This is a genomic window from Stutzerimonas kunmingensis (assembly GCF_002929225.1).
Taxonomy (GTDB): Bacteria; Pseudomonadota; Gammaproteobacteria; order Pseudomonadales; family Pseudomonadaceae; genus Stutzerimonas.
Genome location: NZ_PISM01000004.1, coordinates 382,210 through 403,607 on the forward strand (window position 1 = coordinate 382,210; position 21,398 = coordinate 403,607).

Annotated in this window: 27 protein-coding genes and 1 pseudogene; 7 read left to right on the plus strand and 21 right to left on the minus strand. The window is 52.0% G+C overall.

Annotated features, from left to right (window positions below; translation table 11 throughout):
- Nucleotides 1-40: 40 nt before the first annotated feature.
- From CW305_RS02855 to CW305_RS23170, 15 genes are all read right to left on the minus strand, one after another.
- Nucleotides 41-508 carry a hypothetical protein gene (locus CW305_RS02855; protein WP_104097060.1) on the minus strand — a complete coding sequence of 156 codons (468 nt, stop codon included), beginning with the start codon at nucleotides 506-508 and terminating at the stop codon, nucleotides 41-43.
- Nucleotides 509-599: 91 nt separating this feature from the next.
- Nucleotides 600-1,043: a hypothetical protein gene (locus CW305_RS02860; protein ID WP_104097061.1), complete on the minus strand. Its 444-nt coding sequence runs from the start codon at nucleotides 1,041-1,043 to the stop codon at nucleotides 600-602.
- A 907-nt stretch (nucleotides 1,044-1,950) separates the two neighbouring features.
- Nucleotides 1,951-2,508, minus strand: a complete 558-nt coding sequence (locus tag CW305_RS23550; RefSeq protein ID WP_219819248.1) for a hypothetical protein — start codon at nucleotides 2,506-2,508, stop codon at nucleotides 1,951-1,953.
- 211 nt (nucleotides 2,509-2,719) lie between these two features.
- Entirely contained in the window at nucleotides 2,720-3,700 is a 981-nt protein-coding gene (locus CW305_RS02870; protein WP_104097062.1) for an IS5-like element ISPa52 family transposase, read from the minus strand.
- Between the two features lie 144 nt (nucleotides 3,701-3,844).
- Nucleotides 3,845-4,249 carry a hypothetical protein gene (locus CW305_RS02875; RefSeq protein ID WP_104097063.1) on the minus strand — a complete coding sequence of 135 codons (405 nt, stop codon included), beginning with the start codon at nucleotides 4,247-4,249 and terminating at the stop codon, nucleotides 3,845-3,847.
- A 56-nt stretch (nucleotides 4,250-4,305) separates the two neighbouring features.
- Complete coding sequence (locus tag CW305_RS23150; protein WP_146067130.1) at nucleotides 4,306-4,587, minus strand: hypothetical protein; 282 nt, start codon at nucleotides 4,585-4,587, stop codon at nucleotides 4,306-4,308.
- 128 nt (nucleotides 4,588-4,715) lie between these two features.
- Nucleotides 4,716-5,189, minus strand: a complete 474-nt coding sequence (locus CW305_RS02880; protein ID WP_104097064.1) for a hypothetical protein — start codon at nucleotides 5,187-5,189, stop codon at nucleotides 4,716-4,718.
- Between the two features lie 90 nt (nucleotides 5,190-5,279).
- Nucleotides 5,280-5,702 carry a YgdI/YgdR family lipoprotein gene (locus CW305_RS23155; protein WP_146067131.1) on the minus strand — a complete coding sequence of 141 codons (423 nt, stop codon included), beginning with the start codon at nucleotides 5,700-5,702 and terminating at the stop codon, nucleotides 5,280-5,282.
- A 116-nt stretch (nucleotides 5,703-5,818) separates the two neighbouring features.
- Nucleotides 5,819-6,178 carry a hypothetical protein gene (locus tag CW305_RS23160; protein ID WP_146067132.1) on the minus strand — a complete coding sequence of 120 codons (360 nt, stop codon included), beginning with the start codon at nucleotides 6,176-6,178 and terminating at the stop codon, nucleotides 5,819-5,821.
- 114 nt (nucleotides 6,179-6,292) lie between these two features.
- Entirely contained in the window at nucleotides 6,293-6,637 is a 345-nt protein-coding gene (locus CW305_RS02885; protein WP_104097065.1) for a hypothetical protein, read from the minus strand.
- Between the two features lie 126 nt (nucleotides 6,638-6,763).
- Nucleotides 6,764-7,246, minus strand: a complete 483-nt coding sequence (locus tag CW305_RS23855; protein ID WP_104097066.1) for a topoisomerase DNA-binding C4 zinc finger domain-containing protein — start codon at nucleotides 7,244-7,246, stop codon at nucleotides 6,764-6,766.
- A 103-nt stretch (nucleotides 7,247-7,349) separates the two neighbouring features.
- On the minus strand, nucleotides 7,350-7,853 hold the full coding sequence (locus tag CW305_RS23165) for a hypothetical protein (protein ID WP_146067133.1): 504 nt from the start codon (nucleotides 7,851-7,853) through the stop codon (nucleotides 7,350-7,352).
- Nucleotides 7,854-7,961: 108 nt separating this feature from the next.
- The gene (locus tag CW305_RS02900) at nucleotides 7,962-8,315 is read right to left on the minus strand and encodes a hypothetical protein (RefSeq protein ID WP_219819249.1); all 354 of its coding nucleotides are present in this window, start codon (nucleotides 8,313-8,315) and stop codon (nucleotides 7,962-7,964) included.
- A 35-nt stretch (nucleotides 8,316-8,350) separates the two neighbouring features.
- A complete protein-coding gene (locus CW305_RS02905) occupies nucleotides 8,351-8,953 on the minus strand; it encodes a cold shock domain-containing protein (RefSeq protein WP_104097068.1) in 603 nt (200 codons plus the stop codon).
- Between the two features lie 116 nt (nucleotides 8,954-9,069).
- Entirely contained in the window at nucleotides 9,070-9,441 is a 372-nt protein-coding gene (locus tag CW305_RS23170) for a hypothetical protein (RefSeq protein ID WP_141239051.1), read from the minus strand.
- 159 nt (nucleotides 9,442-9,600) lie between these two features.
- On the opposite strand from CW305_RS23170, the gene CW305_RS02910 reads away from it, so the two are divergent.
- Nucleotides 9,601-10,626 (plus strand): integron integrase, encoded by a 1,026-nt coding sequence (locus tag CW305_RS02910; RefSeq protein WP_342748736.1) that lies wholly within the window; start codon nucleotides 9,601-9,603, stop codon nucleotides 10,624-10,626.
- A 193-nt stretch (nucleotides 10,627-10,819) separates the two neighbouring features.
- Here the strand turns inward: CW305_RS02910 and CW305_RS02915 are convergent.
- The 6 genes and pseudogenes from CW305_RS02915 to flgA form a co-directional block, all read right to left on the minus strand.
- Nucleotides 10,820-10,948: pseudogene (locus tag CW305_RS02915) on the minus strand (hypothetical protein); the annotation flags it as partial.
- A 998-nt stretch (nucleotides 10,949-11,946) separates the two neighbouring features.
- Nucleotides 11,947-13,380: a tyrosine-type recombinase/integrase gene (locus CW305_RS02925; protein ID WP_146067134.1), complete on the minus strand. Its 1,434-nt coding sequence runs from the start codon at nucleotides 13,378-13,380 to the stop codon at nucleotides 11,947-11,949.
- Nucleotides 13,381-13,710: 330 nt separating this feature from the next.
- Nucleotides 13,711-14,457 carry a flagellar brake protein gene (locus tag CW305_RS02935; protein WP_104097071.1) on the minus strand — a complete coding sequence of 249 codons (747 nt, stop codon included), beginning with the start codon at nucleotides 14,455-14,457 and terminating at the stop codon, nucleotides 13,711-13,713.
- Nucleotides 14,458-14,520: 63 nt separating this feature from the next.
- Nucleotides 14,521-14,991 (minus strand): flagella synthesis protein FlgN, encoded by a 471-nt coding sequence (locus tag CW305_RS02940; protein ID WP_104097072.1) that lies wholly within the window; start codon nucleotides 14,989-14,991, stop codon nucleotides 14,521-14,523.
- Nucleotides 14,992-15,033: 42 nt separating this feature from the next.
- Nucleotides 15,034-15,363, minus strand: a complete 330-nt coding sequence (flgM, locus tag CW305_RS02945) for a flagellar biosynthesis anti-sigma factor FlgM (RefSeq protein WP_104097073.1) — start codon at nucleotides 15,361-15,363, stop codon at nucleotides 15,034-15,036.
- Between the two features lie 111 nt (nucleotides 15,364-15,474).
- Nucleotides 15,475-16,212, minus strand: a complete 738-nt coding sequence (gene flgA, locus CW305_RS02950; RefSeq protein WP_044314570.1) for a flagellar basal body P-ring formation chaperone FlgA — start codon at nucleotides 16,210-16,212, stop codon at nucleotides 15,475-15,477.
- A gap of 82 nt (nucleotides 16,213-16,294) precedes the next feature.
- Here flgA and CW305_RS02955 point away from each other — a divergent pair, with 82 nt between their 5' ends.
- The 6 genes from CW305_RS02955 to flgE all read left to right on the plus strand — a co-directional run bounded on the left by CW305_RS02955 (nucleotide 16,295) and on the right by flgE (nucleotide 21,304).
- Nucleotides 16,295-17,227 (plus strand): chemotaxis protein CheV, encoded by a 933-nt coding sequence (locus CW305_RS02955; RefSeq protein ID WP_014819768.1) that lies wholly within the window; start codon nucleotides 16,295-16,297, stop codon nucleotides 17,225-17,227.
- A 34-nt stretch (nucleotides 17,228-17,261) separates the two neighbouring features.
- A complete protein-coding gene (gene cheR / locus CW305_RS02960) occupies nucleotides 17,262-18,089 on the plus strand; it encodes a protein-glutamate O-methyltransferase CheR (RefSeq protein WP_014819769.1) in 828 nt (275 codons plus the stop codon).
- A 197-nt stretch (nucleotides 18,090-18,286) separates the two neighbouring features.
- Nucleotides 18,287-18,691, plus strand: coding sequence for a flagellar basal body rod protein FlgB (flgB, locus tag CW305_RS02965; protein WP_014819770.1), 405 nt, complete (start codon nucleotides 18,287-18,289; stop codon nucleotides 18,689-18,691).
- 11 nt (nucleotides 18,692-18,702) lie between these two features.
- Nucleotides 18,703-19,146, plus strand: coding sequence for a flagellar basal body rod protein FlgC (gene flgC / locus CW305_RS02970; protein WP_104097074.1), 444 nt, complete (start codon nucleotides 18,703-18,705; stop codon nucleotides 19,144-19,146).
- A gap of 19 nt (nucleotides 19,147-19,165) precedes the next feature.
- Nucleotides 19,166-19,849, plus strand: coding sequence for a flagellar hook assembly protein FlgD (flgD, locus tag CW305_RS02975; protein ID WP_023445473.1), 684 nt, complete (start codon nucleotides 19,166-19,168; stop codon nucleotides 19,847-19,849).
- A 30-nt stretch (nucleotides 19,850-19,879) separates the two neighbouring features.
- Nucleotides 19,880-21,304, plus strand: a complete 1,425-nt coding sequence (gene flgE, locus CW305_RS02980) for a flagellar hook protein FlgE (protein ID WP_104097075.1) — start codon at nucleotides 19,880-19,882, stop codon at nucleotides 21,302-21,304.
- Nucleotides 21,305-21,398 lie beyond the last annotated feature (94 nt).

A 21,398-nucleotide genomic window follows, 5' to 3' on the forward strand; every position in this document is an offset into this window, starting at 1 on the left:
ACTTGAACCAGTAGTTATAAGCAAACACTCGGTCGGATTTTTAATTTTGCCTTTCTAATATGCCGTAGACGTCGGCGCCTGCTTTTTCTAGGGACTCCTCCGCACTGAAACCTTTTTCTTGATATTGCCGTTGGCGAGTTTCTATTTTATTTAAAATTGAATTGTTTGCCTGTTCTTCTGTGAAGCCTTTTTTGCTCATTAGAAGTTTGACAAGTGCGGTATGTTTTTTGATGAGCGCGTTTAGTTCAAGCATTTTGTCTGGTGCTAAGCCAGTGCTGCGTCTATTTATTTCGTTGGTTAGTTCTTGGATTTTATTTGTATAGAACTCATATTTAGTATTGTCGCCAGCTTTTATGCTGAGGTGGGCGCGTTGTTCAAATTGGTTTTTGTATTTAATAAGTTCTGCGTCGAGCATTTTTGTGACGTCGCGCGACTCAAGACTTTGCCCGCCTTTTATTAGTAAAAACAAGATGACTGAAGCGATAATTATCCCTATGAGTATTTCCATACTGCTCATCTCCAATTTGGTTATAACGTTTGGTTAAGGGGCGGGCTTTAGCCCGTCCCGAGTGAGCGAAGCGAACGACTTGAACCACTAGTTAGGTGCCATTGTGCTGATTGATGCGCTCTTGTGAACGCTGAACAGCGCTTGCAGAAAAGTAACTAGGATGCCGAAGTATCACTGCTTCAAATGCATAATCTTCAAGTCCCATTTCGACAAGAGCAGTGTAGCCAACTGTTTCCTCTTTTCGATTAACTGCCCGCTCAACTGCCTCAAGTATTCCATGACGCTCGATCATGGGCCATGTACGAGAAGCACGGGTTTTCTTTCCGTTCTTTGCGCTTAGCACTTGCTCGTAGGCAAATACTGCTTCTAAACACTCGCGCTCGACGTCTGTTGTTGCGCCGTGCTCAATAGCTCTAAGTTCGACTGCGCGCTTTCTAGCGGCTAGTGCAAGATCGGGACGGCCACGCTCTGTCGCGTTTCTTTCAAAGACTACGCAGTCTTTTGGATTTTTTAGTTTCGCGATGAGGTCGGTCATGTGGTACCTAACGTTCAGGTTAAGGGGCCGCGGAACGCGGTCCCGAGTGAGCGAAGCGAACGGCTTGAACCGCGTGTTAGGCAGGGACGCGAAACCCGAGCGGTATTCCAAAACTCAAAAAATTGCCTGAGATTTGCTACATACATAAGGTGGGTCGTTTGGGTTTGGTGGTTGCCCAGGAAAAGAGATACGCATTATTCCTGTGATTCTATTTATGTTGATGGCAAAGGTATCCTGAGTGTTTGGGTATTTTTCGTTGAAATATATTATATCCTCGTTAATTAAAGCTTTTGTTGAAATTCCAGTGCTTTTTGATGTTACTTGGGAGGTTGAGGTGTCTATTATATAGCTATATGAGCTGCCGTCTCGTTGGTTGATGCAGGATAAATTTAAGACCTCCGCGCTAGCTTGGCCTAAAAATAAAGTTGAGATTGCCAATATTATTCGATATCTCATAAGTATCCTGAGTGGATTCCTGCCTGGTTATAGTTGAATTTTGTAGTGCTTCTAGGCGGGTTAGGGTAGCTCTTATGTCAAGGGTCGGATTTTAATCATTCTTAGTGAGCGGAGCGGGCGAACCGGTTGCTAGTTTGCACTAGCACTACCCTGATGGAAGAGTCTAGCTGCCTCTGATGACACAGAGGGCCATGTATGACCGCATTCACACTTGCAGCGATAAGATCCATTATTGTTCCGGCCCTCCACACTTACCCGTCGAAATATTTCTGAGCCTACTTTGCCACGAGCGATATAATGACCATTATTGTCTCGGCACTTACTGCAATAGATAGACTTGGTTGTCACGTGACCTCCGGTGAGCTGATATTTATTCGTATGGCCTAACGTTTGGTTAAGGGGCGGGCTTTAGCCCGTCCCAGTGAGCGAAGCGAGCGATTTGAACCATTTGTTAGTGCTGTTTGAACTCGCCCGTTCTTATTCTTCTTTCTATTTCTCGAATTATCGCCCCGGTCGCGTAATCTTTGTTGCCGCCAGTTATGGATGCAATAGTACTATGGCCGCAGTTCTCGCAAATGAAGTCGGTTTTTCTTACAGTTGAATGAAAGCTGCGGCAGGACCTGTCGTCATAGACAAGAGTTGCATCGCAGCGAGGGCAATAACACCATGCGTTTGAGACCTGATTGCCACTCCAGCTCCAGCGCCATTTAGCACCATAAATGAAGTCTTCGATGTACTTCTTAAATTCGGGCTCTTCTTGCTCGCCTTTTACAGTAATATAAATATTTACCACACCAATAGTCGCGAAAATAAAAACTAATAGCCATAACCAGCCAGGTAGAGAATATGATGCAAGCATTGCTTCCCAGCCCCAAACTAAGCCGGACCATAACCAAGCTATAACGCTGACGACATATCCCCGCAGTACAGGGATTGTCAGAAGAACTATCCCCGCAATCACCGAGGCAACTGCTCCGTTTCTGATCGACTTGAATGAATTTTCGCTCATGGTTCCTCTTGAGCACTAACGTGGAGGTAATGGGCGCCGCGTAGCGGCGTCCCAGCAGCCCTTTAGGGATGGTCTGAAGTAGTCGAGTTTTTCTGACTGACTTCAGGCACTGCTGATTTTAAAGCGGGATAATGATCAAAAAACGATCACATCGCCTGCTCAATTCGATGCTTGAGCCGCTGCGAGCACCTCGCAGCGGCTATTCCTCGCATTACAAGCGCACCTCTCCTGCAGAGGTCAGTAAATGTCGGCGAGCCATCCACAGATTCGATAGCGCAAACAGCGTAACCATCTGCGACGTATTCTTCGCCAGGCTTCGGAAGCGCACCTTGGTGTAGCCAAACTGGCGCTTGATCACCCGGAACGGGTGCTCGACCTTGGCGCGCACCTGGGCTTTGGCCTTCTCGATCTTGCGCTTGGCTTTGTACAGCGCGCTGCGCTTATCCAGCTTCTTGTAAGTGCTGCGGCGGGCCGCGATCTGCCAGATGACTTCGCGGCCTTCATGTTCGGGACGCTTCTCGACGCCGGTGTAACCGGCGTCTGCGCCGACCATGTTCTCCTCGCCGTGCAGCAGCTTATCGACCTGGGTGACATCCGCGACATTGGCTGCCGTGACCACCACGCTGTGCACCAAACCCGATTCATCGTCGACACCTATGTGTGCCTTGGCCCCGAAGTAATACTGGTTGCCCTTCTTGGTCTGATGCATCTCTGGGTCGCGTTTGCCGTCCTTGTTCTTGGTCGAGCTCGGTGCATTGATCAACGTGGCATCGACAATGGTGCCTTGGCGCAGCGACAGGCCACGGTCACCCAGGTAGCCATTGATCACCGCCAGGATGCCAGCAGCCAGCTCGTGTTTCTCCAGCAGGCGGCGGAAGTTGAGGATGGTGGTCTCGTCAGGGATGCGCTCCAGGCTCAACCCTGCAAACTGGCGCAGGATAGTGGTCTCGTACAGCGCCTCTTCCATCGCCGGATCGCTGTAGCCAAACCAGTTCTGCATCAAATGAACCCGCAGCATCGCCATCAGCGGATAGGCCGGACGTCCGCCTTCACCCTTGGGGTAGTGGGGCTCGATCAAGGCAACCAAACCCTTCCATGGCACTACCCGATCCATTTCGATCAAGAACAACTCTTTGCGGGTCTGCTTGCGCTTGCCGGCGTACTCGGCGTCGGAGAAAGTCATCTGCTTCATCGGGCTACTCGGCGGGTAGGATCGGGGTATTTTGCCAAAATCAGAAAGTCTTTTTCAGAGTTTCCTTAGGGCTGCGAATTGACCGACTTGTTATGTGAATTTATTTTTTACCGAATAGACACCGCTACGTAAATTCTAAAACTTCTACGCAAAATCAAAGTTCATTTTGTCAACGCCCAAATGAAGTAGTAAATCTTTCCAATTTTTCATACATACATTTACTACTTTACCTTTGAATCCCGGGTTAGCCGACAAAAACCTGTTTGATTGCTTCCACATAATCAAACCTGTGTGTTTATCTATCACACCCTGACCAATTGCGTCACAAATATTCCCAACCAGCGAATTAAAGAAGAAATCAGCAACTGATGACCCTTCATCCTCAGGATCTCGCTCCAAATACACTGATGTTACTGTTGCAACAATCTCCTTTGTTTGAATGGGATTCAGGAATTCTACCCGCTGTGCAAAAAATTGAGCAAATTCATATAAATCCTTTTTGAATTGGTCGTCTAGCTTTCGTTGACTGCTCTTGAAAAACCCGAACATAACTACTCCAACGCATATAATAAAGAAGCTAATTTATTGAGTATCTTGGATTACTTCTAACTCATCACATCGAGAGAAACAAATCGATATTTGCAAAACCGATCATTTGAAAAATATGGCTTTACGATTTCCTTAACTTGTTTCTCATCAATTTTATCATCAACATCAATATTCAGCGAGTCTCCACTTCTGCTAACGGATAAAACGCCAACCTCTGATGCAATATCATCTAGAAGTCCATTTGCGTACATCGCATAGTCATCTTCATCCACCAGATATGGGCATTCCGAACCCAAGTCGGAATGATTAATTGGTCTAATTCTCAGTATAAACTGCATGTAACCTCCTTTTTCATAGAAATCATGTTGCCAATTCAACCGCAGGTAGTCTTTTCACATAACGCCCGGCTCATGCGCCGGTTTGGAGCCGCGAAGCGGCGGAAAATCGGTCGCTGTGCAGCCGATTGTTATGCCTTCTGCCGATCAGAAGCACCAGCAGTTTCATAGTAAAACTCACGCAATTCTGGAATCGGGTTCCCACCTTCCGCTTGCTTGTAATGCTTGGTCAGCCACGTGATTAAATTGTGGCGAAATGTGATTTTTGAGTCTGCATATTCGAACCGCTTAGCGTGGAAGTTGCGACCTTTCTCGTATTCGTTGAACTCTTCTCTGGAGACAGGGCTTCCGTCAATTTCAAATCTCGCGCCATCAGTTCCATAGGTCACTTTGACCTTTCGGTTGTATCTATTATTCAGAAACCACCGATCATTCTCACACATCATTATTAGCGTGCTCAGATGGTCGGTTAAGATCCATTTACCGATGGCAAAATGAAGCACCAAATCCCTGAGAACTAATAGCGCTGGCATTACCACATAGGTGAATGCCCCCGCGAGCATCAGCTTCAAGATGGCGCTCCAAGAGATGTCAAAAGTCTCCATGCTTCTCCTTGTGGGCATAACGCCCAAAGCAGCGGCGCGCGTTAGCGCGTCCAGCCACGAAGTGGCGATGCTGCCTTTGCTTGTTATGTGTTACTGAGCCGGTTCTTTTTTGCGCCAATTTGCGTACTCCATTAGCTCACCGAATGGACAGTTGTTGCCACGCCATTCCCAGCGCACGACCGTACCAGAACTGTCAACTTCCAGAACCCTTTGGCAACTGCCTTGAATGGCGTAACCACCCGATGTAGTAGAAGTTGCATATACAGAGTTGCCATATACCGACCCAGTTGTATTTGTTGTTTGTGGTATATAGGCAGATTTATTGTGGTGCCAGATATAAAGTTTTCGGCCTTGGAACTCTCTTTCTTCATGTGGGTAGCCCCATTGAGCTACAATCTCATTTATATTTGAGCCTTCCCAAGAAGACATAATTCCATTCATTGTCTTGGTGGTTGAGCAACCAGCCAAAACCAATAGCATGGTTGCTACAGCGATAATTTTTAATAGAGTCACTGTGATCTCCTTTTACACATAACGTTTGGCTAAGGGGCGGGCTTTAGCCCGTCCCAGTGAGCACAGCGAACGATTTGAGCCAGTTGTTAGGCTTCAATTACTCTGATTCTGTTGATTTATCTGTCCTTTACAATGGCTGCGCCATCAAAGTCTGAGATATCAAGGAGCCCATAGAAGCCTGCACATAACTTGATAGAGTCTCGCATTGATACCAGCATATCGTACATACCACCACCTCGTGCTTCATCTGCTGCCACGATGTCACGTACACTAACTTCTGATCCAGCGCTCTGAGCTAGACGAATATCTAAGTAGTTTCCGCCGTAACCATCCAGTCCGGCGACATGATAGCCGACAGCTCGTGCTTGTTTCTCCGTGCACGCGCGTAATTTATTTACATCAGTAGCTTCAGCATTTGCAGAAAGCGTGAATGTGAATATCGAAAAGGCCCCAAATGCAACGATTGTCATGTTCATGTGTTTCTCGTGATTCTGGCTGTGTCAGGAGATCTAATAGATATAACTTTGGAGCGTGCAACGTCGCTGGAAGCATAGCCAAATAACTTTTATGGTTTACACAGGAGATGTGGTCTATTCATTTAGACACACAGCAATAGCGTCAATGGCTTTGACTGCATTGTCCACGCCGTGCTTGCCAGCATCAGGGATGTCACTCTTTCGTAGCATATAAAATTCGCCATAACTATAGTCGATATAGGTTTTTTGAAATCCTGTGTACGCGCCAAATTTATTTTTAGCGTTCAATTCGAAGCAATATGTATTTAGATGGAGGGTGATGTTGCGAATCAAGACGGAGCTTGGGTCGTATAGGTTGCTGTTAGCAGATATTAGCGACTTAATTTTATCTTCATCGGATTGCATACAGCCTGTGCATATTGCGGTGGTTAATATTATTAATAAATAACTGCGTGCCATGTGATTCTCCTTGATTTATATGTGTTTAAGGAAGAGATTGCTGTTTTGCCTAACGTTTGGTTAAGGGGCGGGCTTTAGCCCGTCCCAGTGAGCGAAGCGAACGATTTGAACCAGTTGTTATACCCGTTATTCCGGCACATATGGTCTAGTGCCTTTGCATCGTGGGTATTTTTTGCACCCCCAAAACTTACTGCCCGGGTTTTTACCTTTCTTTGCCGTTCTTAAAGACATGAGGGCGTTACACTTTGGACATTTTTTTTGATCTTTATGTGTTCTCGGTGTTCTCGGTGTTCTCGGAATGGGTGGTGTTATTGGTTGGGAATTATTTGATTCAGCGGGAGCTTGATGGATTCTAGTGCCTACATTAGATGAAGTGCCTTTTTGGCTAAACGTGACATAGAACCAAAATGCTGCGGCTCCGCTTAGCAATATTGGCAAAGAACCTTTCCAGCCGGCCACCCCACCGTGATGCGAGCAAGCGCCTTGACGCCCAATCGATGATGACTTCCAGCCACTATTGCATGTAACAGGGCCGATTATAAGCTTCAGAAATATAAGCGTTAGGATAAATACTGCTGCGGTAAATTTCTTTAAATTTTTCTCAATCATTTAGGCGTGCCAAGAGGCTAATCGCTGTATGGGTATAACGTTTGGTTAAGGGGCCGGCTTTAGCCGGTCCCGAACGAGCGAAGCGAGTGACTTGAACCAGTTGTTAGGCTTCACCACCCTGGTTCTTTTTACCCAAGCGCTTGATGATTTTTTCGATCATCTTTGCCTCGGTTTCTGTGAATTGCGCTTCTTGACCTTCTGCTGTTTTTTGGATTTTCTGTTTAAGTTTGAAAACTTTGTAACCGCCATAGCCAAGCCCAGCAGCACCACTGGCAGCGGCGCCACCGACCGCGAATGGCACCCAGATGGGCGTGGCGGAAATAATGCCAATCGACATAAGAGCACCTGTGATTCCCGACGCTCCGACAGTTGTTCCAAATATTCCAGCGCCACCAATAATGCTACCTGCAGCGCCGGACAGGTACAGAGCACCTGCACCAAGGACAGTAGAGGCTGCTGCCAACAGTCCTCCGATAGCTGCGGTGCTCAAATATGTGCCAGCGACATATCCGGCTGCGGATGTAACTATCATTCCTCCAGCAGCATGTGGGACTAGTGAGCCTCCGGCAGCAAGTGCGGAGATAATTGGAATGAGCGGTAATGGCATTTCGTGTTCTCCGACCTTTTTGTGAGGTCTAACGTTCGCCATAACTGGCGTGCAAAAACAGAGCGAAGCGGCGCTTTTGCACGTCCGGGTTGATGGCGTTGTTAGGCATCAATTGCAGAATGTGGAGTTTCCGATTTTTGTGCATGTCGTTCCGTCTGAACCGAAGGTTGTGTTGCCAATTCGGTTGACTGACGTGCCGTCTGAGTTAAACAGTGTATTTCCAATCTGAGTAGACGATGTTCCATCAGAGTGAAACGTGCTATTCCCAATGCGGTTAGAAGAACTACCATCAGAACCGAAGGTGGTATTGCCTATACGGTTATAGCTCGTGCCATCGGAACCAAACGTGGTGCCGCCGATATTGTTGTAGGAAGTCCCGGGCTGGCCATGCAAATATCCATCAGCTTGCGCCATGCCTGTGACGCCGACAAGCAGTGCTGCGAGAAGTGTTGCGTTCTTCATGGTGTTTTTCCTTTGTGGTTGCCTAACGCTTCGCCTCAGCGGCGCGCGCCTTTGGCGCGTCCGCTGGAGGCGTTTGTTATGTGCTTTACGGCAAAGTTCAGGACAGCCCGTACTTGGCGTGATAAAGCAGGTTTAGTTATTAGCCAGTTGGCTATTGCTGGTGATATTTTGTAATAGGACTTCACGAAGGCTCTGCCCGCGACACTTTTTGATAATGTGTTATCTCGATATTTGCGCAGCTCTCTTACTTGGTAACACGAAGGATCGCCATAAACAGCAGTAGCAATGAAGCAATTACTGAATGTTTTTACTGTTGTAGCACAATAAGGGCAAACCGACTTTTCTGGGCTGCCTCGATAAGTAATGATTCTAGGAACAATTTTTTTACCACAACTTGGGCAATTGATTCTGTCATCAGCAGGCCGAGTATTTTGCGAGGGCGCTTTCGCAGTAATTGTGACATTAATTGCTCTTGGGCCTTTATTTCCGGGCTTTGACTCAAATTGAACCGAATCACCATTTGATGGTAACGATGCACCATTGATGCTCTGAACATTAAAGTAATGGTCTTCTCCGCCTTCAGACGTAATGAAGCCATAACCCTTCTCTGAGCTGAACCATTTTACAGTGCCTTGCACGACTTCTCCTTTTTCTTGTTGCACATAACGTTTTGTTAAGGGGCGGGCTTTAGCCCGTCCCAGTGAGCGAAGCGAACGATTTGAACCAATTGTTATGCAATAACCGCACAGAATAATTAAAAAGCAGTGCAGTCATTTCCTCGATAGCTCCAAGAAACGATTGTTCCATTGCTTAGCTCGAAAGTCGTTTCGCAGGAAAATGCTAGGTTTTGTGCGGGAGTACCGCCATAGCTATTTGTGTATGCAGTGTTTCCAACAATATTGGTTGTATAAGTAGGCGCCGTACCGGGGAGCACTACATTCCTGGACGAGGAATAAACTAAAAACTTTCTACCGCCTGCTTCATAGGCTTGTGCAGGCGGGCCCCAGCTTCTTACGATGTCAAGTTCCGAAGAACCAACCCATGAACCAAGAACCGCTTCATATTTTGCGGAAGTAGCACAACCCGCAAGAAGGATAAATACTGCGCATGAGAATAATTTTTTCACAAATACTCCTTTAGTGCATAACAGTGATTAGACCGCATGCTGCGTTAATGCATAACGGCCGCGTTCGATATAACTCCGGAAATCTGGAGTCGTCCTGGGAATAAATCCCCTTGTAAAACAAGACCTTGGCTGAGTGCTGGTGCCTTCGGCTGTATTCGCTTGACAGATATCTTTTGTGAACCCATTACTACTGTACAAAAAACCAGTGAAGGGAATCACATGAACAGCCAACCACCCAAGCCGCGCCTGCAGGAGCAGTTTCACGCCTTGATGCGTGCACATCACTACAGCATCCGCACCGAGAAAAGTTACTGGTACTGGATACGCTTTTACCTGCGGTTTCACCAAATGCGTCATCCACTGGAGCTGGGGCCTTCCGAGGTCAATCAGTTTCTGAGCTGGCTCGCCAGCGAGCGCCAGGTGGCGGCGGCCACACAAAATCTGGCATTGAATGCCATCGTGTTTCTGTATGCCCGTGTGCTTGAGCGACCGCTGGGCGATATTGGCGAGACGATCCGGGCCAAGCGTCCACCGCGCTTGCCGGTGGTGCTCTCGCACCAGGAGGCGATGGCAATCATCGGGCAGCTTGCTGCACCCTATGATCTGCTGGCGTCGTTGATGTATGGCGCAGGCTTGCGCGTGGTGGAGGCGTCCCGATTGCGGGTGAAGGACATTGATTTCGACAAGCAGCTCATCATCGTGCGTGACGGCAAGGGCGGAAAGGATCGCACCACCTTGCTGCCGGCCAGCCTGATCGCGCCGTTGACGGAGCGCATTGCGCTGATTCGCGGGCGTTTGCAGGCGCGGGAGGCGTTCTACCAGGTGCCGTTGACAGTGCCCTTCGCGCTCAAGCGCAAGTACCCCGGCGCCTCCGGTTCGCTGCAATGGCAATGGCTGTTTCCGTCTGTCGGGGTATGCCTGGACGCGGACGGTGATCCGGTCCGCCATCACGTGCATGTCACGTCCATTCAACGTGCCGTCAAGCAGGCGGTGCAGGCGTGTGGGTTGGGCAAGCCGGCGAGCTCTCACACCTTTCGGCGTACCTTCGCCACCGAGCTGCTGCGCCGGGGCAGCGATATCCGCACGGTGCAGACGTTGCTCGGACATGCCGACGTGCGCACCACGCAGATCTATACCCATGTGCTGGGCCAGGCGTTTGCGGGCGTGCGCAGCCCGCTGGGGTGAGCAGTGGAGCGAACAATGGTAGGGCGTATGGGGATGAATGGCGGCGTTCCCTGCCGAGAGGATAGCGAAATGCCATCCATGCTGGCTGGAAGCGTAGTCCGGTCAGACGTCGCGATTCAAGAGCGCATGCTCGATCCAGTGAATTGAAACAACAAAGGCGCCCGAAGGCGCCTTTGTTTTGTCTCAGCAGCTATCAGTTCTTGGCGGCGCGCTTGCGCTGGTTCTCGTCGAGAATCTTCTTGCGCAGGCGGATCGACTTGGGCGTCACTTCGACCAGTTCGTCATCGATGCACTCCAGCGCCTGCTCAAGGGTGAGCTTGATTTGTAAAATGGTCAGTAAGTAATTAGATGAATATCTTCTTCTGTCCGCTACAGACAGCATTGATTGCTCTTAGGGGATTGTCCTATAGGCTATGGGGCTTGCAGAGCTAAGTTTTTGAGTTAGGTTGGTCTCATCGCATAAGCGATTGGATCAGCCGGTATGGGGACTTAGCACCGTCAGCGCGCGGTGTTAAAGGGCACTTCAGGGGCCGGTCTACGGCAAAAGGTGCATAATTTTTTCGGTGAGCTTGAGAATGGAACTAATATATCAGCACGTTGAGGATATCGTTACGCTTGCAGAGGTGCAGGAGGGATTTTACGAAGTAGAAGTATCAGTTATTGTTCGACGAAATAATGGCCGCGAAAGCGACTTTGTTAGAATGTATCTTGAAAACTTCGAGGGTGAAAAGAAGACTAGGCAGTTGACTTTCAAAAGCTCGTCTGCCCCAAAGCAGCAATGGTTTTAGAAGCGGATGTTCTGAAACTTTGCTACGGCCACCCTGAACGGAAGGTCAGAGGTGGCCAATCGACTGCAAATGTCAGATTAACCGTATGCTCCTTCGGCTACTTAGGACTGATTAGTGAGGAAGGCGTGAACACTGCCTACCTCCCAGCGAACAGCACGGCCGAAGCGGATCGGGACTGGGAAGTCGGGAGTTTTGGTAGACCAACGCCACCAAGTGGTGCGGCTGATCGAAAATTCAGCGCAAAAGAACGCGGCCGGTGCGTAGGTAGTGCTTTGGATTTGCAACATTGTTTAATTCTCGTGAAAGCTAATACACGTTCAGAGTACTGATTCGTAAATGCTCCGTGGCTGGCCTAATTTCGTAAAATATGCAATTAGGCGATAAATGAAACACGCGATAGCCTGAGGCAGGCTGGTCGGATTTATGGAAGCATGCAGCCCTAGAACGAGACGCAAAAAAGCCCATGAATTACATGGGCTTTGGCTGTAACGATGCGGCCGAATTCGCCTACGCTAAAGTATTACCTTTTAAGTCAAGCGCATCGTGAGGGGAGAGTAAATTTTTTCTTCAGCAATACGACTTTAGATGGCACTGTGTTCTTGTTCGACAGCTCATCTAAATAACTGCCCCACAATTCAAGTGCCTCTCGCTTTTCGGGCAGATATGCGAAACGGTCGTAGTGTTTTTTCTGTACACCTTTTCGGCCGTGTGACAACAGCCATGCGCGGACTTCTTCGTTTACACCGTGGGCGGCTAATAAAGTCTCAACCGTTGCTCGAATGTTAAGCCAAGTGAATTTCCGCGTCTTTCCGCTTGCGGACAGCGTGCGACCTACATCAGTAAATGCCTTCGAAGCAGTGCTTTTGTGAATAAGCTTTCCAGGCGTAAGGCTAAAAGGCCCTGGGCCGATTGGCTTATCCCACAACGGAGCAAGGATTTCTTTAACCCGAGGCGTGATCGGTACTAGATGCTCCCATACCCAGCGTTTCTGGCCCTTTGCATCCACAAGCGAGAGAGTATCTTCGCCAACGCCGTCCCAGGTAACAGCGAGGATCTGCTTAAGTCTCTGTCCGCCGAAATATATCAAAGCCTTGCATATCGCCCTATGCCGCTCAGGAAGTGAATCAATGTGACTTAGAAGCGCCGAAAGTTCCTGCGGGGTAAGCGACTCGGTAGCTCCTCCGCCCGCGTCAGATAAAGCCGGAATCAGAGCAGCCGGGTTGATGTTGATTAGGAAGTTTTTTTGCTCACTACGGGTGCTTTTTCCGGGAGTTAAGTGCATCGCAGCTGCTACGGTAAATGCTCGGCGGAGATAGCGACGCAGCTCATCGCACGTGCTTCTCATGCTGGTTTCTGGAGCTTTGGCTTTGTTACCAATTCCTCGTCCTTTCGCCCGTCTGCTCAGCACTCCGTCGAGAATAGATTTGATGTCTTCAGGGGTGATCTCGTCTGCATATTTGGCGGCGAGCTCAGGTCGCTGCTCCAGTACGTTTACACGGAATAGAGACCGAACCTTACCTGAACTGGCTTTTCCGTCCAGATCAAGTCTGTCTACGTAGGCTTCTAACATTTCCCACAGAGTGCCGCGCCTAGCTGCAATTTCAGCTTGGTGCTCACGTTCTCTTTGGCGTCGCGCCTTTTCAGCTGCTAGCCCCGCCATATAGATTGTGACGTCACCATGCTCCCGAGCAATCTGAGCAAGTTTTTGTGCTTCTACACGTAGCTGCTGGAGGCTAGCCCCCGCGTCTCGGCCGCCAGACTTATAGATTCCCATCTGGTGTTTACGCCGTCTTCCTTCATGCATATAGCGATAAGTGACTGTTACAACGCCGGAATGCTGGCGGTGAAAAAGTATGGCTCCACTGCCTCTCCCTGGCACGGAGTCAGTCGCGGTATGCCCAATTTTCAATGCCTTTAAGCGGGCGTCTGTAACCATTTTTGCAGTGTTTTTGCCTGGCGTCTTCACCTGAGCCTCCCAAAGAATCGCGGACCACTTCCAGGACCACTTCTCTGAAACACTACGGCAAGTCATGAAACATGCAATGTTGTCTAATTGAGCTAAAACGTTGAAAACTCGAAGAATTCTAAGGTTGTATCGAATATGGAGCGACGTACTGAAACAGTTAAATATTCCCCTCCTAAGGGGAAGGTTGTGAGTTCGAACCTCGCCTGGGACGCCATAAGATTTCGCACAGCGATCACGTTCAGATAGCAAGGCTTGTGACTCGGCTGTGCCGCTTTTCCGCGACAAGCCTTGAGCTGAGCGGTGGTCTGGCAAGGCGCGCTGCGCGGCGCGTTAGCCGAACGGTGAGGCGGAATTGTCGCGGCGTGCGTCGCGTTGAAGCTGGTACACGAGCTTTTCAATCTGCCGTTGCGTCAGTCCGCTGAGGCGATGAAAGCGCAGCCCGCAGATCGAAGTTCCAGACTTTTCATCAATGGCCACGTGACGAAGCTCGACTTCCGTCTGGATCGCGCCAATTGGCAACTTCGCGATCATCTCGTAGACCTGCCCCGTTTGAAGAACGGCCTGTTGGTCGCCCTTTACGCTCAGTTTGCAGCCAGTAGCCGATATATCGAGCAGCCTGCCTTCCAGGGCTTTTCTCACTGTTGAGCCGCCGAGCTGCGCAGCGATGGCGATCTCTTTCAGCTGTGCGCGATAAGCATTGCGGCGCTGATGGTAAGTGAGCGTTGTCGGGGTTGGGATCCAATAGCAGCGAGCGCCATCAATCTCGCCGGTATGAACCTGTTGGTCGCTCGTCCAGGAGAGTCGTGCGCCTTCGTAGAATCCTTCGATATGAATCGGCTCGCCTTGCAATAGCAGTCTCTCGCCGTCATTGGGGATCAATTCGTCGAGCGCTATCCAGCCGGTTTCACGGTTCATTTCAACCAGAAAACTCTGGTAGCGCTGGTTGCGCTCATGGAAGCGAAGCGTGAGGGGCGTGTTGTTGTCCAGAAGGGGACGCAGATTGGCGTAAATCTCGAGTGGCGCCGTCAGTGCCTTGGGAGGCTGCGGGCCTTCATCGCCGAGGAATAAGCTAGACACGGGCCGATGCTCTCCGGCGCATTGTTGTCACCATCGCGTTGCGTCCTTGTGGCGGTCTATCGTTCAGGCTTGGCTCAGAGGCCGTTGCGGCTTGTTCTTGGCGGAACCGCCACGATTGTCATATAGGTCAGGTGTATCGTCCTTGCCTTGGAGAATGTGCAGCATTCCGCCAAGGGCGCTTTGATTGGCTCGGATGAGACGGCCATTTCTTTCATTGGCGCTACGGCAGCGCTCAAGCTCTGTCTCCAGCGATAGCGCTCGCTCAAGGATAAGCGCACCGTTCTTCGATCTATTTGCGGCCGCTTCAAGTCCGGCGCGATCAGGCGTCAGCTGTAATCCCGCAAGCCACTGGCTACGCTGAGTGCCATGCTGTCCAAGCAGTGCCAGTAACGGCTGCTTCTTCGCTAATATCGCCTCTAGCTCCGCCAGATTGCGTTCACCCAGTGCGGTGAACTCTTGATCGATGAGTTCAAGGAGCTGGCGTGCGATGCCGATATCATCGGTTAGCTGCTCAAGCAGGGCTGTATCTTGCATTTCGTGCTCTGGGCTTGCTCGCGTGTATGTGTCGGCTCAGGTTCAGCGCTGGGTCTCGAACGCGAGCAGCTTGGATGCGACGCGTTGGTTATCAACCTGGTAGGAGCCATCAGCGATCGCCTGTTTCAGCTTCTCAACGCGCTCCTGGTCCACTGCGGGCTGCTCGTTCAATTTGTCAGCCGCGTGCTGCAGGCGCTGGGCTTCAGGGCTCAGTTGAACGGTGTCGCTAGTGTTGGAGTTGACGCTGTCGGTTTTAGGCGCTTCGCTAGCAGGCCCTTGCTGGGTGCCGGCAGTACGCTCGTTGCCTTGTACGCCGCTGCGCCCGTTAGGGGCGTTCAGTGGACTGTTGGGCCGATTGAAGTCGATGACCATGATGCAAACCTCGAAGGAATCAGGACGCTTGCCATGTGTTCGGCAACAATGGAGGAAACTTTAGCCTTTTTTTCCAGCGAACACACTGGAAAACTGCGGCATGCGGACATGCTACATTGCCACTTCAACCTGGCCTGGACCAGTCACTCGGGCCTTGATCGTGCGACCGGAACGTTGGTTCTTGACCGGGATCTGTTTGCCCGTAACGCCATCGGCCATCGCCTCGCCGGGCATGCGTACGCTTATCGAGCCCGACCTGGCCGTGATGACCACCTGATCGCCTTTGCGTACTACCTTCGCCATTTCCAGCTGATTAGGCGTGATGACCTGATCCGGCTGAGCCGGCCGTGTCAGCTTGTTACCCAGCGCCTCGTCGTGTCTTGTCAGGTATCCCTGAGTAAGGATGGACACGTCCCGCTCGGCAAGGCTCACGTCGGCATCGGTCAATACTGTGCCGCGCAGAAGTGATCTGCTGGCGACAAGGACCTGACGATAAAGGCGGACGTGGCTAGGGATGAATACCGACCATGGGCTGCTGCCTTCGCAACTTACCCGTACGCTCACACGTCCTACAGGGATAGCGGTGCTGCCAAGGCTGGTCGTGAGAGTTTGATCGCATTGATTCAAGCGCAAACGAGGGTCCAGCCTGGCTACTTCGACCTCGTAGCGTGCATCGATAGCGCTGCGGCTTAAATACTCGCTTACTGTCTGCTCAAGAAACTGCTCGGTCACGTCGATAAGCTGCTGAGGATGTGACAAGGTTGACGCGTGGGTGAACTGAGAAAACACGCACAGCATTGATAGCAGCACGTTTCTGTACGGTAGCCGGCCGCGCCGGAAAATGGTCATTTGGACGTTCATATCCCAACCAAAGCAAGGGGCGTGCCGCGTCCTCGGCCCCAATAATCTGCAAGCAGAGAGGAAGACTGGCATGGCCGGTGTATTGGATTCGGTTAACCAGCGTACCCAGTTGGTGGGGCAAAACCGTTTGGAGCTGCTGCTTTTTCGTCTCGAAGGCGAGCAGCTATATGGCATCAACGTGTTCAAGGTGCGCGAAGTGTTGCAGTGCCCGCGCCTGACCGTGATGCCCAAATGCGGCCGGGTGGTACGGGGCGTTGCGAGCATTCGCGGCAGCACCCTGCCTATCCTCGATCTGTCACTCGCCACGGGCAAGTCGGCGCTGATGGATTTGCAGAATTCTTTCGCTGTCATCACCGAGTACAACAACAGAACGCTGGGTTTCCTGGTGAGCTCGGTTGAAAGGATCGTCAATCTGAACTGGGAAGCGATCCTGCCTCCGCCAAAGGGTGCAGGACGCGATCATTACCTGACGGCCGTAACTCACATCGACAACAAGCTGGTGGAGATCATCGATGTGGAAAAGGTGCTGGCAGAAGTTGCACCGACCTCCGAAGAGGTGTCAGCCGATGTGGTCGATGACGATACCCGTGCCAGGGCGCTTTCGTGTCGCGTGCTCATCGTCGACGACTCGTCTGTGGCGCGTAAGCAGATTGCTCGTTGCCTGGAAAATATCGGTATCGAGGTCGTCAAGCTGAATGATGGACGGGAGGCTCTCAATTATCTGAAGCGAATGGCTGACGAGGGCAAGAAACCGGCTGAAGAATTTCTGATGATGATTTCCGATATTGAAATGCCGGAAATGGATGGCTATACCCTGACTACCGAGGTGCGGCACGATCCGCGCATGCAAGGTATGCATATACTCCTGCATACTTCCCTTTCCGGCGTGTTCAACCAGAACATGGTGAAACGGGCGGGGGCGGATGACTTCCTCGCCAAGTTCCAGCCTGATGATCTCGCTGCCCGAGTGGCTGAGCGGATCAGGCAGGCGGATGCAAACTGAGGCTAGTTCCTCTCTCATGATGGTGAGGCTTTGATTGGTGTCAGTCGATCTGGATTTTGAGCAGTTCCGGGTGTTTCTTGAAAAGACGTGCGGCATTCTGCTGGGCAGTAACAAGCAGTATCTGGTGTCCAGTCGGCTGAACAAGCTGATGGAACAACAGGGCATCAAGACGCTGGGCGATCTGGTCCGGAAGATTCAGGCACAGCCACGTAGCGGGCTTCGGGAATTGGTGGTCGATGCTATGACGACCAACGAAACGCTCTGGTTTCGTGACACCTACCCGTTCGAAGTGCTCAAGAGTCGTGTGCTGCCAGAGATGCTCAAGACTGGTGCGGGGCAGCGTCTGCGGATCTGGTCGGCGGCATGCTCGTCCGGGCAGGAGCCGTACTCTCTGTCGATGTCCATCGATGAGTACGAGCGCAGCAATCCCAGTCAGGCGAAAACCGGGGTGCAGATCGTGGCTACCGAGCTGTCCGGCGCGATGCTTGCGGCGTGCAAGGCGGCAGAATACGACAGTCTGGCAATTGCTCGCGGCCTGTCCAGTGACCGCCTGCAGCGCTACTTCGATGTCAAGGCACCAGGGCGGTGGGCGGTAAAGCCCGCGATCCGTTCGCGGGTCGAGTTCAGGGTGCAGAATCTGCTCGACAGCTATGCCGCGCTGGGCAAGTTCGACATCGTGTTCTGCCGTAACGTACTGATCTACTTTTCCGCCGATGTGAAGAAGGACATTCTCAAGCGCATTCATGCGACGTTGCGCCCAGGCGGCTATCTGTTTCTTGGCGCCTCCGAAGCGCTCAATGGCCTGCCTGAGCTGTATCAGATGGTCCAGTGCAGTCCGGGAATCATCTACAAGGCGAAATAGCCGGCATGACGCCGGCGGCAGAAAACCGTCATGCAGCATGGCGGGTGCGGCAAAAAAGCGGTAAAGCGTTGCCGCTTTTGACGCCCTCAAACCGAGAGTTCTCTGGTTAGCCTAATAAAATCAATGATTTGCGTTCAGTGGCATGAGCTTTGCTGGTGTTTGCGTAAGCAGACTTGTATCCGGCAGAGGGCCAGATCATGAGCATCAGTTTCGATAAGGCACTGGGTTTACACGAGAAGGCACTCGGTTTTCGCTCGCAGCGCGCCGAAGTGCTGGCGAACAATATCGCCAACGCCGACACGCCTAACTATAAGGCTCGCGATCTGGACTTCAGCAGCGTGCTTGCCGAGCAGTCCGCTCGCAGCCAGGGCGGGTTCGGGGTAACGCGGACCAGTGACAAGCATATTGCCGCCGAGGGGTTGGAGATTGCCGATGCCTCCTTGCGCTTCCGCACTCCCGCGCATCCCTCGCTTGATCAGAACACTGTCGATCTGCAGATCGAGCAATCCAACTACGCGAAGAACGCCGTTGACTTTCAGGCGAGCTTCACCCTGCTCAATAGCAAGTTTAAAGGGCTGATCAGTGCCCTGCGCGGCGAGTAAAGGAGTTTCCCATGTCTCTAAGCAGCGTCTTCAACATTGCCGGTAGTGGCATGAGTGCCCAGAGCACCCGTCTGAACACTATATCCAGCAACATCGCGAACGCCGAAACCGTTTCATCCAGCGTCGATCAGACTTACCGCGCTCGGTATCCCGTGTTTGCGACCGTGTTTCAGCAGGCCGGCGGCCAGCCCGACCAGTCGCTTTTCGCGGAGCAGGATCAGGCGGGCGTAGGTGTTCAGGTGTTGGGTGTAGTCGAGGATCAGGGCGAGCTGCAGGCGCGCTACGAACCCAATCATCCGGCCGCTGATGAGGCAGGCTACGTGTATTACCCGAACGTCAATGTGATGGAAGAGATGGCCGACATGATTTCAGCCAGTCGCGCGTTTCAGACCAACGCCGAGCTGATGAATACGGCCAAGACCATGTTGCAGAAAGTGCTGACGCTGGGTCAGTGATCGTTACGAGAGCGCATTCATGAGCACTACAAGCGGCGTTGGCGGTACCAGTTCGATACTCGAGCAGTACCAGTTCGGAGAGGATCGCGAGGTCAAGGGGAACGACCTTGGCAAGAACGAGTTCCTTGAACTGCTGGTTGCCCAGATGAACAACCAGAATCCGCTGGAACCTCAGGAAAACGGCGAGTTCATCGGTCAGCTGGCGCAGTTCAGCACCGTCGAGGGTGTCGAGAAACTGAATTCCAGCATGGAAACCATCCTTTCCGGCTATCAGTCTTCGCAGGCGCTCCAGGCCTCGTCCCTGGTCGGGCGCAAGGTGATCGTGCCGGCCGACAAGGCCGTGGTCGATACCAGTGAAACCTTCAAGGCCAGCCTGGTCCTGCCGACGTCGAGCAGCAATGTGTTCGTGAACATCTACGACAGTACCGGCGCTGCGGTTGGTCGCGTGAACATGGGTGCGCAAGAGGCCGGGAACATCTCCTTCATGTGGGATGGCAAGGATTCCAGCGGCAAGGTCTTGCCGCCCGGCACCTATCGATTCGAGGCGCAGGCTACGTATCAGGGCGAAACCAAGGGGTTGTATACCTTGCTGCCGGCTAACGTCGACAGCGTAACCCTCGGGCAGAACGGCGGGGAGCTGATGCTCAACCTTGCCGGTGTTGGCAGCATCGGGCTTTCTCAAGTCCAGGTCATCGGACAATAACCGCCGGCACTTCGGCAAAGGAGCGATTCAATGTCCTTCAATATCGGTCTTAGCGGCCTGCGTGCGGCGAGTAAAGATCTCAATGTCACCGGCAACAACATTGCCAACGCCGGCACCGTGGGCTTCAAACAATCGCGTGCAGAGTTCTCCGATGTGTATGCGGCCTCCGTGCTCGGCACCGGGAAAAACCCGCAGGGCAGCGGTGTGCTGATGTCGAACATTTCTCAGCAGTTCAATCAGGGCAACATCAACTACACGCAGAATGCGCTGGATCTGGCGATCAATGGCAACGGGTTCTTCCAGGTCAGCAACAATGGCGCAGTCAGCTATACGCGCGCGGGTTATTTCGGTACCGACCGTGAGGGCTTCCTGGTCGATAACTTCGGCTACAAGCTGCAAGGCTTCCCGGTAGATGACAACGGCAATCTGCAGAACGGCGTCGTGGGTAACTTGCAAGTGCAGACGACCAATCAGGCGCCGAAGGCTACCAGCCAGATCAACACGGCCTTCAACCTGAACTCGACGCAGAAATCGCCTGCAACATGGCAGGCCGCTTACGATGCTGAGCTTGCGAGCTCTGGAGATGCCACGGCGGCTTTGGCTGCTGCCGGCGCTACGTTTAATCCATCCGATCCCACTACTTACAGCAGCTCCACGTCGCTGAACATTTACGATTCGCAGGGTAACGCGCACGTCATGACGCAGTATTTCGTCAAGACCAGCGCCAATACCTGGGACATGAAGGTGCTGGTTGACGGACGCAACCCGGCTGAGCCAGGACAGGAGCCGCCTCAGCCCTATGTCATGGGGCTGGCATTCGATTCGTCCGGTGCGCTGCAGAGCATCGATACCGGCGCGTCGCCGATGTTCAGCGTTTCGGCGGATAACAAGATCACCCTGAACAGTGCGACGGCGGCCGAGGCTGCCGCCGGAACCGGCAACGGCTGGATTCCTGCCATATCCGACGGCGGTACGCCTGCTACATGGGCGGCCAACGGCGCGCTGGCCAACCCGGACGGCATCGTTCTCGACTTTTCCAAGTCATCGCAGTTCGCCAGTGCCTTCGCGGTGAACAGTGTTGCTCAGGATGGTTACACCACCGGTGAGCTGGCAGGTCTGGAAATCGACGACACCGGTGTGATCTTCGCTCGCTACACCAATGGTCAGTCCAAGGTGCAGGGGCAGATCATCCTGGCGAACTTCGCCAATGTCCAAGGCCTCACCCCGGTGGGCAAGTCGCAGTGGGTGCAATCGTTCGAGTCAGGCGAGCCCGTGGTCGGCACGCCAGGCTCCGGTACGCTCGGTGCCCTGCAGGCAGGTGCGCTGGAGGACTCCAACGTCGAGCTTTCGGACCAGCTGGTCAATCTGATCGTCGCCCAGCGCAACTATCAGGCGAACGCCAAGACCATCGAAACCGAAAGCGCTATCACGCAGACCATCATCAATCTGCGGTAATAGCCAGCGGCAAAGAAGGTTGCCGCTGACGGCATTATTCCGCCGCTCCTTTCGAAGAAGGCCCGTAAGGGCCTTCTTTTTTTCTGTAAAACCT